Source organism: Bacillus sp. FDAARGOS_235 (assembly GCF_002073415.2).
GTDB classification, from domain to species: domain Bacteria; phylum Bacillota; class Bacilli; order Bacillales; family Bacillaceae_G; genus Bacillus_A; species Bacillus_A toyonensis.
In genome coordinates this window covers 2,519,354-2,534,040 of the sequence record NZ_CP020437.2, presented here as the reverse complement: position 1 = coordinate 2,534,040, position 14,687 = coordinate 2,519,354, and the positions used below count along the sequence as shown (strand labels likewise).

The 14,687-nt window shown below is 34.4% G+C and carries 13 protein-coding genes and 1 pseudogene; 10 read left to right on the top strand and 4 right to left on the bottom strand.

The features are described from left to right. The first annotated feature begins 487 nt into the window (after positions 1-487). Entirely contained in the window at positions 488-1,573 is a 1,086-nt protein-coding gene (gene desB / locus A6J74_RS14870) for a Delta(10) desaturase DesB (RefSeq protein ID WP_000661221.1), read from the top strand. A 52-nt stretch (positions 1,574-1,625) separates the two neighbouring features. On the opposite strand, the gene A6J74_RS14865 is transcribed toward desB, so the two are convergent. The 3 genes from A6J74_RS14865 to A6J74_RS14855 all read right to left on the bottom strand — a co-directional run bounded on the left by A6J74_RS14865 (position 1,626) and on the right by A6J74_RS14855 (position 4,050). Then, a complete protein-coding gene (locus A6J74_RS14865) occupies positions 1,626-2,318 on the bottom strand; it encodes an amino acid ABC transporter permease (RefSeq protein WP_000461553.1) in 693 nt (230 codons plus the stop codon). 93 nt (positions 2,319-2,411) lie between these two features. Continuing rightward, entirely contained in the window at positions 2,412-3,206 is a 795-nt protein-coding gene (locus tag A6J74_RS14860) for an ABC transporter substrate-binding protein (RefSeq protein WP_000823745.1), read from the bottom strand. Positions 3,207-3,327: 121 nt separating this feature from the next. Beyond that, on the bottom strand, positions 3,328-4,050 hold the full coding sequence (locus tag A6J74_RS14855; RefSeq protein WP_000616929.1) for an amino acid ABC transporter ATP-binding protein: 723 nt from the start codon (positions 4,048-4,050) through the stop codon (positions 3,328-3,330). A gap of 210 nt (positions 4,051-4,260) precedes the next feature. Between A6J74_RS14855 and A6J74_RS30795 the strand changes: the two are divergent. The 9 genes and pseudogenes from A6J74_RS30795 to A6J74_RS14815 form a co-directional block, all read left to right on the top strand. After that, positions 4,261-4,563 (top strand): annotated as a pseudogene (locus A6J74_RS30795) (HAMP domain-containing protein); the annotation flags it as partial. 39 nt (positions 4,564-4,602) lie between these two features. Next, the gene (locus tag A6J74_RS14850; protein WP_404841222.1) at positions 4,603-5,553 is read left to right on the top strand and encodes a methyl-accepting chemotaxis protein; all 951 of its coding nucleotides are present in this window, start codon (positions 4,603-4,605) and stop codon (positions 5,551-5,553) included. A 146-nt stretch (positions 5,554-5,699) separates the two neighbouring features. Next, entirely contained in the window at positions 5,700-6,149 is a 450-nt protein-coding gene (gene argR, locus A6J74_RS14845; RefSeq protein ID WP_000711836.1) for an arginine repressor, read from the top strand. 269 nt (positions 6,150-6,418) lie between these two features. Beyond that, a complete protein-coding gene (arcA, locus tag A6J74_RS14840; RefSeq protein WP_000682324.1) occupies positions 6,419-7,651 on the top strand; it encodes an arginine deiminase in 1,233 nt (410 codons plus the stop codon). A gap of 30 nt (positions 7,652-7,681) precedes the next feature. Continuing rightward, the gene (argF, locus tag A6J74_RS14835; RefSeq protein ID WP_000930304.1) at positions 7,682-8,680 is read left to right on the top strand and encodes an ornithine carbamoyltransferase; all 999 of its coding nucleotides are present in this window, start codon (positions 7,682-7,684) and stop codon (positions 8,678-8,680) included. 99 nt (positions 8,681-8,779) lie between these two features. After that, on the top strand, positions 8,780-10,195 hold the full coding sequence (gene arcD, locus A6J74_RS14830) for an arginine-ornithine antiporter (RefSeq protein WP_000503417.1): 1,416 nt from the start codon (positions 8,780-8,782) through the stop codon (positions 10,193-10,195). A gap of 37 nt (positions 10,196-10,232) precedes the next feature. Continuing rightward, positions 10,233-11,195 carry a carbamate kinase gene (gene arcC / locus A6J74_RS14825; RefSeq protein ID WP_000113957.1) on the top strand — a complete coding sequence of 321 codons (963 nt, stop codon included), beginning with the start codon at positions 10,233-10,235 and terminating at the stop codon, positions 11,193-11,195. Between the two features lie 200 nt (positions 11,196-11,395). Further along, a complete protein-coding gene (locus A6J74_RS14820; RefSeq protein ID WP_001081910.1) occupies positions 11,396-12,085 on the top strand; it encodes a Crp/Fnr family transcriptional regulator in 690 nt (229 codons plus the stop codon). Between the two features lie 157 nt (positions 12,086-12,242). Next, a complete protein-coding gene (locus tag A6J74_RS14815) occupies positions 12,243-12,926 on the top strand; it encodes a hypothetical protein (protein ID WP_000251634.1) in 684 nt (227 codons plus the stop codon). A 122-nt stretch (positions 12,927-13,048) separates the two neighbouring features. On the opposite strand, the gene A6J74_RS14810 is transcribed toward A6J74_RS14815, so the two are convergent. Further along, the gene (locus tag A6J74_RS14810; RefSeq protein ID WP_000814877.1) at positions 13,049-14,383 is read right to left on the bottom strand and encodes an FAD-binding oxidoreductase; all 1,335 of its coding nucleotides are present in this window, start codon (positions 14,381-14,383) and stop codon (positions 13,049-13,051) included. Positions 14,384-14,687: the final 304 nt, after the last annotated feature.

Genomic DNA, 14,687 nt, shown 5'->3' with positions numbered 1-14,687 from the left:
TTAAAAGAGGTTATAAATTATTTTAATATAATTAATTAGATGGGGCATTATGAAGTGGTAGGATTTATATAAAACTAAATTCAAGTGATTCTGTTTGTTGATTACATAGGGAGTTATTGAATGAGATAGAGTCTATGGCGTTTAAGAAAATGTCTATATATAGTGGGTAAATCCTTATGGAATCTATACATTTTCTTTAGTGAAATAAAGTATGATTATAAAAATATAACCACCTTTTATTACTAGGTCATAAAAGGTGTTGACAATATAGAAATTCTATTGTTATGATTCATCATGTGGAAAGGTTGATAGAGAGTAAAAAGAGAAATGTTTTTCATTGATAATAAAAGCGAAAAATAAGTGACGATAGAGTGAGTATATTTTCCTTATAATAGATGCTTTTTGGATCATCTAGTAAAATCAATCTGGAAGCAAGAATTGATATATGTAAGTTGCGCAAGGCGCGGCATAAGAAAGGAGCAAAAGGATGAAGGAGCTTCATACGTTTGGGTGGTATGCAGCACGTGTATCACCACATTTGCCGAAAAAAGCATTTAAACCAGTGCCTACTCGTTTATTTGGTGGACTGGCTTATTTGCTTGTGGCATTGGCGGGGTTAATATCGATTGGTGTATTTGAATTGAATGTGTGGGCGAATCTAGGAATTGCGATTGTTCTTGGATTATGTTTTGCTTCACTTGGATTTTTAGGGCATGAAATTTTACATGGAACTGTTGTAAGAAAGGCATGGCTTCGTGATTTTTTAGGCGCGATTGCATTTATGCCATTATCAACAGGACCAAAACTTTGGAGAAAGTGGCATAATGCAACTCATCATGTTCATACACAGCATGAAGAGAATGATCCAGATGCATGGCCGACACTTGAGAAGCTTAAAAAAAGTAAGTTTTTAAGTTGGGTATATCGTATGCCTCTTCATGTACGTTCATTCTTTAGTTTCCTGTCACTAACAATTCAATTTACATTGCATTCAACTCGAATGTTCTTTCATTTTATAAAAGAATTTAAGTCATCGAATCAAAAATCTGTATGGCTTCAACTTCTTTTGCCTTGGACAGTTTGGATTAGTTTATTATTTATTATGGGACCTGGAAAATGGTTATTTGCATATGTGATTCCGTTGTTAATTGCTAACTTTATTGTAATGGCATATATCGCAACAAATCACCGCTTAAATCCAATTGTTCCAGTAAATGATCCGTTAGCAAACTGTTTATCAGTAACAGTGCCGCGCTGGGTAGACGTTTTACATTTCAATTTCTCGTATCATACAGAACATCATCTGTTCCCTGCTATGAGCTCTAAATACTATCCGTTAGTAAAAGAGAAGATTAAAGAAATGTGGCCGGAACGCTATCACGAAATGCCGATGACAAAAGCATTGGCAGCACTTTGGAATACACCACGTGTGTATTATCACGGAAGTGAATTAGTTGATCCGCATAGAGAACATTTCTACGGTTCTTTAGGAAATGGATTAGACCCTCATAATATTTCATATCGTGAGGAACATATAGAAGAAAAAGAGAGTATTAAAAAAGTAAATCAGTAAAATTTGATATATTTTGCAGTGAAAAAGCAAGCCATCTCAGGCTTGCTTTTTTTTATAAAGAAACTTCTTTTTTATTCTTTGTATGGACTTGGATAGAGTTTGTCTCTTTGCGCTGTAATCGTTTTTCTAAAAGGTTAACAAAATAAGTAAATAGGAGAACGAGTACGAGATAATATAAACCAACGATTACATATGTATCTAATTGTTGGAAGTTACTTGCGGCAATTGATAAACCCGATCCCCATAATTCGGACAGTCCTACGTAAGCAACAAGTGAGGAATCTTTCAATCCAATAATAAATTGATTACCTAGAGGAGGAAGAGATAGACGAAATGCTTGTGGTAATATAATTCGGCGCATCGCCAAAGGGTAAGGCATGCCTAAAGAGCGAGCAGCTTCTAATTGTCCACGGTCAACGGATTGAATGGATCCACGGAAAATTTCGGTAATATATGCACCGTTATGAATTGCTAAAGCAATTGCTCCTGCCCAAAAAGGGGTGAACACAACAACAGATGTAATACCAAAATAGAGAATTGCGATTTGAACAATTAAAGGTGTACCACGAATAATGGCGATGTAGACATGAGCGATACTATTTAGAACTTTATTGTTAGAGATTCGAAAGAAAGCGAATAGTAATCCAATTAATGAGCCGAGTACTAGGGAAGTTAATGTTAATTGTAATGTGACAATAGTAGCTTTTAAGAGTGTGGGGTAGGTAGAGATAAAAATTTCAAACATGCGTTTCACCTCATAGTGTATAGATTTTAGTAGGGAATGAAATACCCCACATAAAAAGTGGGGCATGATTTATGGAATCTTTGAATAGTTAACTTACTTCGTTTTTGCCTCTTCTCCAAGAATATTACGACCAAACCATTTTTTACTAATCTTTTCGTACGTACCATCTTTAATGATTTCATCTAAAGCTTTATTTACTTTTTTAACCATTTCTTTATCATCTTTGCGAATAGCAATTCCCATTTCATCAAGATTTAATGGTTTTCCAGCTTCTTTTATATTTGATTTACCTTCTTTAATCATTCGAAGACCAACCATTTGATCAGTGATTACTGCGTCCACACGCCCAGGCTCTAAGTCCATAAGAGCGGTAATATCACTATCGTATTCTGTAATTTGATCTGTATGTTTTGAAACAAGAGTTTTAAAGGTACTAGCTTTTACAACACCAATTTTCTTTCCTTTCAAATCTTCTGGAGAAGAGATAGACGTATTCTTTTTAGCTACGAAAATCTGGGCACCAGAGCGATAATATGGGTTTGAGAAACTAACAGCTTTTAATCGTTCTTCTGTAATGGCCATACTTCCTAATATCGCATCATATTTTTTTGATTGTAGACCTTGAATTAGCGTTTCCCACGGATTTGTAATAGGAGCGGGTTTCATTCCCATCTTTTTCGCGAGCGCCTCACCTATTTCTACATCAAATCCGGCAAGTTTTCCGTCATTTTCTTTATAGTTAAAAGGTTTGTATAATCCACTCATCGCATAACGAAATTCCTTTTCACCATTTGATGAAGTAGTCGAGCTTTCCTTACTACAGGCTCCCAGTATGAATGATGTACATAGTGTAATACTCGCAACAATGGTTAATAGTTTTCTTTTCATAAGACCCCTCCTATATATTGATCATACGGATGGTTTTAAGTATGTTATCGAGATATTTTATTTGGACAATTAGTTGTGCACCGTATGAATGTATTTCTTTACGTTTGAAATAGAAGTTACATTATAAAACGTTACGTAAAAACTGTTTTGCTCGTTCATGTGATGGAGCTGAAAAGAATTGCGCTGGCGGAGCATCCTCTACAATTTTTCCGTCATCCATAAAGATGACGCGATCAGCTACATCTCTTGCGAAATTCATTTCATGAGTAACAATCACCATTGTCATTCCTTCTTCAGCAAGTTCTTTCATAACTTGCAATACTTCTCCAACGAGTTCAGGGTCTAAGGCTGAGGTAGGTTCATCAAATAGCATAATTTTAGGATTCATAGCAAGAGCTCGTGCAATCGCAACGCGTTGTTTTTGACCACCTGAAAGTAGGTGAGGAGTTACATCCGCCTTATCTTGTAGGCCGACTTTTTGTAGGAGTTGATTCCCAACGTCCTTCGCGTCTGCTGTTTCCAATTTTTTTACGTGAATAGGTGCTTCTATGATGTTTTCTAGTGAGGTCATATGAGGAAAGAGGTTAAAGTGTTGAAAAACCATACCGACATTTTCACGGACTTTGTTTAAATTTGAATGCTTTGGATCAATTCGTTCACCTTGTAAGTGAATTTCACCTTCATCGTACATTTCTAAAAAGTTAAGACAACGAAGTAATGTACTTTTGCCGGAACCACTGGCACCGATTAAAACAACAACTTCTTTTTCTTTTACTTCTAAATCAATTCCTTTTAAAACATCAAGTGAGCCAAATGATTTTACTAGATTTCGAACTTGAATCATACAAAACCCCCAGTCAAAAATATATTTTACAAATGTTGCCCCTTATTTCTGTTATTAGTCATAAATTGTCAGAATCCTTTATTTTTTTCAGGGGATTTAATATTCAAAGAAATAATGATTTTTAAAATCACTATATCTTTCTATAACGAAAATATGGATAATAATATATAGGTAGTACTTATATTGCTTATAAGAAGGGGGAAAGAAGAGATGGGAAAAGAAAGAAAAACATTTTCCTTTGGCTTGCGTATACAGCTTATGTTATTTACTACAATTCTAGCTTTCATTACATATTCAACAAGTTTAATTTTCATTTACGTTATATATGATTATTTTCAAAGTTATGTAAGTCAAACTGTTTATAATATTATCGTTATGTTATTAGGTGTAGTATGGTCTGGAATTTTAGCGTATGGGGCAGCAATATTTTTAATTAAACCACTTCGAAAGTTGGAAGAAGCAGCAAGGAAAGCGGCTGAAGGTGATATTCGTGAAGATGTCCCATTGCCAAAGACCGATGATGAGATAAAATCTTTAAGTGTTGCATTTAATATGATGCTAGGGAACTTAAGGGGCATGGTAAAAAATATCGATACTACATTTTCGTATACAAATAATCAAGTTCAGCAAATTAGAAAACAAACAGGTGAAGCGACAAAGCAAGCACAAGGTGTGTCTGAAACCCTTGCGGAGATTTCTTCCGGTGCCGAGCAATCAGCAGCATCGATTCAAGCGATCGTTTCTACTGTTGATACAACGACTTCTATTGCAAATGAAGTAGAAGGAAAAGCAAAACAGTCTGACGAGTTGTCTTCAGAAATGGTTCAAGCTTTAGGACAAAGTACACGTGTCTTTACTTCTTTAATTCAAGGTATTCAAACATTGGCGAGAGAAAATGAAGATTCGATGGAAAATGTACAGAAATTAGAAGAGCGAATGAAACAAGTTGAACACATTGTTTCTGTTGTGAGTGAGATTGCTAGCCAAACAAATTTATTAGCACTCAACGCTTCTATTGAGGCAGCTCGTGCAGGAGAGCATGGAAGGGGCTTTGCGGTTGTAGCAGAAGAAGTACGTAAACTTGCTGATGAAAGTGATCATTCCGCAAGAAACATATCGCAGTTATTACGGAATATGCAAGATGAAGTACAGCAAGTCGCATTGAAAATGACAGAGCAGGTGAAGACAGCTAAAGAAGAGGCAAAACGCGGAGAAGCTACAGAATTAATTTTAAAAGAAATGTCATCAAGTGTTATGGAAGTAGCCGATGCAACTAAGCAAATTAGTAATTATATGAATGAACAAGTGAATCACATTTATCAAACAGGAGCACAAACAAAGGCTGTAGCAGCAATTGCGGAAGAAACGTCAGCTGGTTCACAAGAAGTGGCACGTGTGACGTTGCAACAGTCTAAAAATATGATAGCAATCGATCAATTATTAAAAGACTTAGAGAAGCAATCAGCGGATTTAAAACAAACAATTGAACGGTTTTCAATGTAAAAGGAAGAACAGAATGCTGTTCTTCTCTTTTTTATTTAGTTTGATTTAATATTTACAGTTAAACTATGAACGTTTCCGCAACATTCTTTTCTGTCCCTTTCGGATGAAAATTATAGCGAGCTATAATATTAAAAGGGGTGTCTTTTATGAAAAAAGAAAAAAGACAACGATTAATTAAACAATTTGTAAAGGAGTATGAAATAGAGAAGCAAGAAAGATTAGTAGAATTGTTAGCAAAAAAAGATGTATTAGTAACACAAGCTACAGTTTCTCGAGATATTCGTGAGTTAAATTTAACGAAGGTACCTTCTCAAGAAGGATTAATGATATATAAATTTTTCTCAGAAGAGCATTTACAAACTGATATAAAGTTAAAGAAAAAATTACGAGAGGTTGTTGTAAAAATTGATTGTGTAGATCAATTAATGGTTATTAAAACATTACCCGGTAATGCACATGTTATTGGTGTTTTGTTTGATGAGCTAGATTGGAAAGAAAAAATAGGATGTGTATGTGGAAATGATACATGCCTTATCATTTCTCAGTCAAAATCAGATAGGGAGATTTTAGAAGAAAGGTTAAATTTAATTATTTAGATGCAAAATCCTGTTTTTAATAAAAATTAAAAACAGGATTTTTGTTTAAATACGGAAGTTAAATATTCAACATATATGCGTAATATATGTGTTTTTTTATTGAAAAATCGGGATGAAGTGTTATAAAAATACAAATTCATATGATTTTAAAAAAATAACTTGTTTAATATTTCACAATGATAATGTGGATGCTTTCACAAAGATGAAGGCGCGTAGCATTTATTATGTACTTGTAAGACATCAAACATATTTAAAAGGAGGTACAACAAATGAAGCATCCGATACATGTTACTTCAGAGATTGGGGAATTACAAACAGTTTTATTAAAACGACCTGGTAAAGAAGTGGAAAACTTAACGCCAGATTATTTGCAACAATTATTATTTGACGATATTCCATACTTACCAATTATTCAAAAAGAGCATGATTATTTTGCACAAACATTACGCAATCGGGGTGTTGAAGTTCTTTATTTAGAAAAACTAGCTGCTGAGGCATTAGTAGATAAAAAACTTCGAGAAGAATTTGTTGATCGTATTTTAGAAGAAGGACAGGCTGACGTAAATGTTGCACATCAAACTTTAAAAGAATATTTACTTTCCTTTTCAAATGAAGAATTAATTCAAAAAATTATGGGTGGTGTACGGAAAAACGAGATTGAAACAAGTAAGAAGACACATTTATATGAATTAATGGAAGATCATTATCCGTTTTACTTAGACCCAATGCCTAATTTATATTTTACTCGTGATCCAGCAGCTAGCGTGGGCGATGGATTAACGATAAATAAGATGAGAGAACCGGCGCGTAGACGTGAATCATTATTCATGGAGTACATCATTAAATATCATCCAAGATTTGCAAATCACAATGTGCCAATTTGGCTAGATCGTGATTATAAGTTTCCAATTGAAGGTGGCGATGAGCTAATTTTAAATGAAGAAACAATTGCAATTGGAGTATCTGCCCGTACGTCAGCTAAAGCAATTGAACGTTTAGCTAAAAATCTTTTTAGTCGACAAAATAAAATTAAGAAAGTGTTAGCAATAGAAATTCCAAAATGCCGAGCATTTATGCATTTAGATACAGTGTTTACAATGGTTGATTATGACAAGTTTACAATTCACCCAGCCATTCAAGGGCCAAAAGGAAATATGAATATTTATATTTTAGAAAAAGGTCCAGATGTGGAAACTCTTAAAATTACACATCGCACTTCTTTAATGGAAGCATTAAAAGAGGTATTAGGTTTAAGTGAATTAGTTCTTATTCCTTGTGGAGGAGGAGATGCAATTGCTTCCGCTCGTGAACAATGGAATGATGGTTCTAATACATTAGCAATTGCGCCAGGTGTAGTTGTTACATATGATCGCAACTATGTATCCAATACGTTATTGCGGGAACATGGTATAGAAGTCATTGAGGTGCTAAGTTCGGAATTATCTCGTGGGCGTGGGGGTCCACGTTGCATGAGTATGCCAATTGTTCGTAAAGATATTTAGTATAAATAACGGAGAAAGTAGGGATGAAGTATGTTAATGACTAGACCAAATTTAAAAGGAAGAAGTTTTCTAGCTGAAAAAGATTTTACACAAGAAGAATTGCTATATTTTCTAGATTTAGCAGCAGAATTAAAAGAGAAAAAGAAAAACGGTGTCCCACATCATTATTTAGAAGGTAAAAATGTAGCGCTATTATTTGAAAAAACCTCTACTCGTACGCGATGTGCATTTACAGTAGCATGTACAGATTTAGGTGCGAACCCTGAATATTTAGGGAAAGGTGATATTCAGCTTGGAAAAAAAGAATCCGTTGAGGATACAGCAAAAGTGTTAGGACGTATGTTTGACGGAATTGAGTTTCGTGGATTTAATCATGAAACTGTAGAATCTTTAGCACAAAATTCTGGTGTACCGGTTTGGAATGGATTAACAGATATGTGGCATCCAACACAAACACTTGCAGATTTATTAACAATTAGAGAACATGTAGGGAAATTAAAAAATGTGAAGCTTGTTTACGTTGGAGATGGACGAAATAATGTTGCTAATAGTTTACTAGTTGGTGGAGCGATTGTTGGAATGGATGTACGTATTTGTACACCGGAATCTTTATGGCCAGAGCAAGAAGTAATTGATTTAGCAAAAAAATATAATGAACAGGTAATGATAACAAGTAATGTGGAAGAAGCTGTTGCAAATGCAGATGTAATTTATACAGATGTATGGGTGTCTATGGGAGAAGAAGAAAAATTTGCTGAACGTGTCGAGTTATTGAAACCTTATCAAGTAAATATGAAAATGATTAAAGAAACAGGGAATGAAAACGTGATTTTCTTACATTGTTTACCCGCATTCCATGATGTTGAAACGATGTATGGTGAGGAAGTTTATGAGAAATATGGGCTGAGAGAAATGGAGGTAACTGACGAAGTATTCCGCAGTAAACATTCAAAAGTATTTGATCAGGCTGAAAATAGAATGCATACAATTAAAGCGGTTATGGCAGCTACTTTAGGAAACATGGAGTAAAGAAGAAAGGGAGTCTTCCTTTCTTCTTTCTCCTCCTTTAGACACTATCATTCACTATTGCTTTCGTATTGTTATTGCAATTAAAGAGAGGTGAGTGGAATGGGTGAAGATAAGAAATTAGGGTTGTTTACATTAACGGCGCTTGTAGTGGGGTCTATGATTGGCGGTGGAGCATTTAATTTAGCAAGTGATATGGCAAAAGGTGCTGGTGCTGGAGCCATTATTATTGGTTGGGTTATAACAGGAATTGGGATGATTGCGCTTGGATTATCTTTTCAAAATCTAACTGTAAAACGGCCAAATTTAGATGGTGGTATTTTTAGTTATGCAAAAGCAGGATTTGGGAATTTTATGGGATTTAATAGTGCGTGGGGATATTGGCTATCTGCCTGGCTTGGTAATGTAGCTTACGGCACATTATTGTTTTCTTCATTAGGGTATTTCTTCCCAATCTTTGAGGGCGGTCAAAATGTAGCATCCATTATTGGTGCAAGCGTATTATTATGGTGTGTTCACATGTTAATTTTACGTGGAGTTCAATCAGCAGCACTTGTGAATTTAGTAACTACAATCGCAAAATTAGTACCTGTATTTGTATTTATTGTTATAGGAATCTTCGCGTTTCATATTGATACGTTCCTAGATGGATTTTGGGGACAAACTGGTTCTTTTTCATGGGGAGCAGTTGGCAGCCAAGTTAAAAGTACAATGCTTGTAACTTTATGGGTGTTCATTGGGGTAGAAGGGGCTGTTGTTTTATCAAGTCGAGCAAAAAATAGAAGTGATGTAGGGAAAGCAACGGTTATTGGCTTAATTGGTACACTCATCATTTACATTTTAATTACATTACTGTCTCTTGGACTTATGCAGCAAGCAGATATTGCTAATTTAAAAAATCCGTCTATGGCTTATTTATTTGAAAGTGTTGTTGGAAAATGGGGTGCTATCTTTATTAATTTAGGTTTAGTTATCTCTGTATTAGGTGCTTGGTTAGGTTGGACTTTACTCGCATCTGAAATTCCGTATTTGGCGGCTAAAGACGGAGTATTTCCAAAATGGTTTGCAAAAGAAAATAAAAATAAAGCTCCAATAAATTCATTATGGATAACAAATGGCTTAATTCAAATGTTCTTATTAACATTCGTCGTTTCCGATCAGGCGTATAACTTTGCATTCTCATTAGCATCTTCAGCTATTTTAATCCCATATGCTTTTTCAGCATTTTATCAACTGAAGCATAGCTTAAAGTCTGAAGAAGCGGATCGAAATAAAAATATAATAATTGGTTTGATAGCAAGTATGTACGGTGTGTGGTTAGTTTATGCAGCTGGTTTAGAGTATTTATTATTAACAATGACTTTATATGCGCCAGGTATTTTTATTTTTTACAATGTTCAAAGGCAAAAGAGTTCGAAGCAAATATTTACTCGAGTGGAATTAGCATCATCGGTAGCAATTGGTGCTTTAGCATTCTTTGCGATTTATGGATTAATTACAGGCAGTATTACTTTATAAAGCGTTGTGAAATCGAAATCAACTGGAGGGCTGAAATATGGCACGAAGAAAAATTGTAGTTGCACTAGGGGGAAATGCGATACAGTCTGGAAAAGCTACTGCGGGAGCACAGCAAGAAGCGTTAGAAAAAACAGCGGAACAACTTGTGAAAATAATGGAAAATGATGTAGATATAGTAATTGCGCATGGAAATGGTCCACAAGTGGGAAATATTTTATTACAGCAAAAAGCTGCAGAAACGGAAAAGACACCTGCAATGCCATTAGATACTTGTGGTGCAATGAGCCAAGGGATGATTGGATATTGGATGGAAAATGCGATTGAAAAGGCATTGAAAAAAAGGAATATAAAAAAAGACGTAGCAACGGTTATAACACGCGTTGTCGTGGATGAAAAAGATGAGGCATTTAAAAATCCAACTAAACCAATTGGTCCTTTTTATACAGAAGAAGAGGCCAGAAGATTAATGGAAGAAACAAAAGCAGTGTTTAAAGAAGATGCTGGCAGAGGGTGGAGACGTGTTGTTCCATCACCGAAGCCTGTAAGTATTCATGAACATAAAGTAATTAATTCTTTAGTTGAGGATGGAAATATAGTGATAGCTGTTGGTGGTGGTGGAATTCCAGTAATTGATTCTGAAGAAGGGTTAAAAGGAACTGAAGCGGTTATCGATAAAGATTTCGCTGCGCAGAAATTAGCTGAATTAGTAGATGCCGATACGCTCGTAATTTTAACTGCAGTTGATCATGTGTATGTAAATTATAATCAACTGAATCAAAAGAAATTAGAGCATGTCACAGTGAATCAATTAGAAGAATACATGGAAGAACAACAATTTGCTGCGGGAAGTATGCTTCCAAAAATTGAAGCTGCTATTAATTTTGTTAATACAAATCCAAAAAGAAAAACAATTATTACGTCTTTAGAAAAAGTATATGAAGCACTAGAAGAAAAAGCTGGTACTATTATTTCTAAACAGAATGTATGCATGTATGTTTAAATAATTATGTACGCTATTTATTAGTAAAAAAGAATGGAGTTAGTAACTTCATTCTTTTTATGTATTAATATTTTTTGTAATCATTGTTCATAAAGTTTTCATGATGAAATCTGAATATATAAGTTAGTTATGATAAAATTTAATTTGAATACGCTTTCTTGATTTTTCGCTCCAACATACAGCAAGAGAGAGGGAATCTTATGAATAGACGGAACGTAGTTAAAGATTTAAAGCAATTTGAATTATTTGCTCATTTAACAGAAAAGAAATTGAAAGGTTTGACGGAGTTTGTCTATTGGCGAACTTATAAAAAGGGTCAATTTTTATTTTTAGAAGGGGATTCAAGAGAAAGAATTTACTTCATGTTAGATGGTTTTGTAAAGTTAGAGCGGGTAAATCAAAGTGGAAATTTATTATATGATGACTATGTAAAGCGGTATTCTATTTTTCCTTATGGTGGTATGTTTACAGACAGAGGATATAACTATACGGCAGAAGCGATGACAGATGTAGAGGTATATTATATTCCGACAGTAATTTTTGAAGATATGGTGAAATCTAGTAGGACGCAATTAATGTACGTTGTTCAGCAATTATCATCAATATTAAAACTAAACGAAAATCGAGTGCAAAACATTACAATTCCTAATGCACAAGATCGAGTCATTCAAACATTAAATTATTTAATGCAAGATTTAGGAGAACAGAGTGGCGAAACGATTGTAATTTCATGCCCACTTACAACAATTGAAATATCGAAAATATCTGGTACGTCTCGAGAGACGGTTAGCGGCGTATTAAAACAATTAAAAAACGATAGTATTGTTACGATTCTGGATAAGAAAATTACAATACATAATCCAACATATTTTGAGGAAGTCTCTATGTGAAAATTGCATATGGATTTTCTAATTCATACTGTATATTAATAAAGTTCTTTATATATTTATAAGGAGCTTTTTTACGTTACCCTCTATAAAAAGATTGTATAGCATGGTAATAATAGCTAAAATCGATAATAAAAAAGTAAGGGGAAGGAGAGAAAGAATGGTCCGAATTGAGTATGATCGATTAGTAGATATTTGTTACAGTATAGGGGTTTTGTTATTATTAAAAATTCCAAACGATAATGAATTAATTGGGGAAAAACTATTCAATTTCTTTAATGTTCCGGTATATACATATACTTATATGGATTATAAAGTCTCAAATATAGTAATCGTTTCTTTCATACTACATGTAATCGCATTTATATTATTTGTAAAATGGTTAGTAAAAAAGAAATCTAGTACATTTAGAACAATGAATAAGATAAAAGTAGTAGGCATTAGTATTTTGATTTTAATGATGCCGTTTATGCTAAATAACATCCTCCAGACATTGAATAAAACATGGTACTACGCAGGAAAAACAGGGGTAGAGGCGATAGAATATAAAAAAGAAGATAGTCAATGTAGAATGGAGAAGAATGGAGGGGATATTGAACAAAAGTGCATTGTTACTTTAAAAAATTATCGTAATCATTCACAAGCATTAAAAATTGTTTTATATGATAATGCAACAGAAACTTCCAAAAGTTATCCAGTACCGAAACCAGTCTATTTACAAAAACATGAGACAAAACAATTGGAATTTCAAATTCCTGTTGCTTATAATAGCGGTATTGAAAAAGATAAAGTACCAAATATTAAATTACATTCATTGCATAAAAATGATGAGAAATACAATTAATCCGTAATTGAAAGTTTATGAGTAGGAGCAATAATTTGAAAAGATATAGAAAATCAACTTGAATCATCCAACATGCTGCGAGGTAACGGCATATTGGATGATTTTTTATTTTATCCCCTTTTTTACGTATGAAAGGGTGGGATACTTTGTTGAAAACGAAAAACATTGCAAGGATCATATATAGTTTTCACTTTACGTAATCTGTGAAAGTTAGAGCCATAGTAACTAGTTTGCCAATTTTTAATGTCGATATCGGGCCAATTGACATAATCACCTAGTGTATAAGGATATAAGCTTTCTCTTAAATCTTTAACCCAGCGTATATTTCGATTTTCTTCATCATCGCATTTCCAAGAGGTAATGTATTCTTGCGCAATAATTGCTTTGCGATGGAAATAAGCTGTTTCAGTAGGCGAAATATTTTCCACAGCACCTACGAGCGATTGGTGCCAAATACTCGCATCTTTATTTGGTGCATGAGAAAGAAAATATTGCATAATCTGAATGCCTTTAAGAGGGATAGGTTTATATACGTAGGAACCGGACCGTTTGAAGTTTTCAGGGATGTTGCCACTGTTAAAAAATTCAACAGCCTTTATATAAGGAACTTCATCTATAAAGAGAGAGGGGGTACCAGTTTCAAGAAGCGGTGATAATAAGGAATGGAGTTCAGAGGGAGAGCCAACAAACTCACCTTGTGCTTCAATTTTATTTTGTTGCTTTGCGAATAATTCAATTGATGAAGTGAGACGTTCATCTATATAAGGCGCCCAGTTTTGCCAAGCTTGAAATGCAGCGATAAAATCTTCCCATTCCCATGTGATGGAGAAGATTGATACATTTTTTATAGGATGTACTCGAAAAGTTAAAGAAGTAACAATTCCGAAGTTTCCACCACCACCGCCGCGGCACGCCCAAAACAAGTTAGGGTTTTCTTGTTCGTTTGCACGAATGATTTTTGCGCCCAATTTACCGCATGCTTGTACCATTTCAACTTCTACTAATTGATCACATGTTAATCCAAATAAGCGTGAAAGCATACCGATACCACCACCAAGTGTTAATCCAACAATTCCAACACTTGCACTTGTACCAGCCGGTATTGTAACACCATAATTCCAAAGTTCTTTATAAACCGTACCAAGATTTGCACCAGCTTCAATTGTTGCTGTTAATTTATTTGTATTAACAGTAATGCGATGCATTTCACTCACATCAATAATAAGTCCTCTATTTAAAAGAGAAAAATTTTCATAGCTATGACGTCCGCTTCTTAAGCGAAATGGTATATGACGTTCACGTGCCCATTTTAAGGCATTACACACATCATTTTTATTTTGGCAAAAAACAATAATACAAGGGAGTTTTGGAATACTTAAATTTAAATTTATTCGGGCTACGTCATAGTCAGGATCTGAGGGAACAACGATACGACCTGTTAATTTTGTTTGTTTCAATTTATCACTCCTTTCTAAAATAAGCAGTGCTTTTTATTAATATATGAAAAGCGTATGTAACGTGCGTGGACAAGAGCAGGTAAGAATGAGATTTACCTTTGTGAGAAATAAATAAAGTGAAGGCTAATAATCAGTGGGAGTTTTGTTCCTCCCCCACTGATTATTAGCCTTCACCAATCGGACTTTAACGGGCAGCCCGATCCCCGCCGAACTTCTTTGCTTTCGCTGAATTTTGAGGTGGGGTTCTTACTGCCCGGCCAATAGCGGGATAAAGCATAAGAATAAGGAATCTACATAGAGTTCA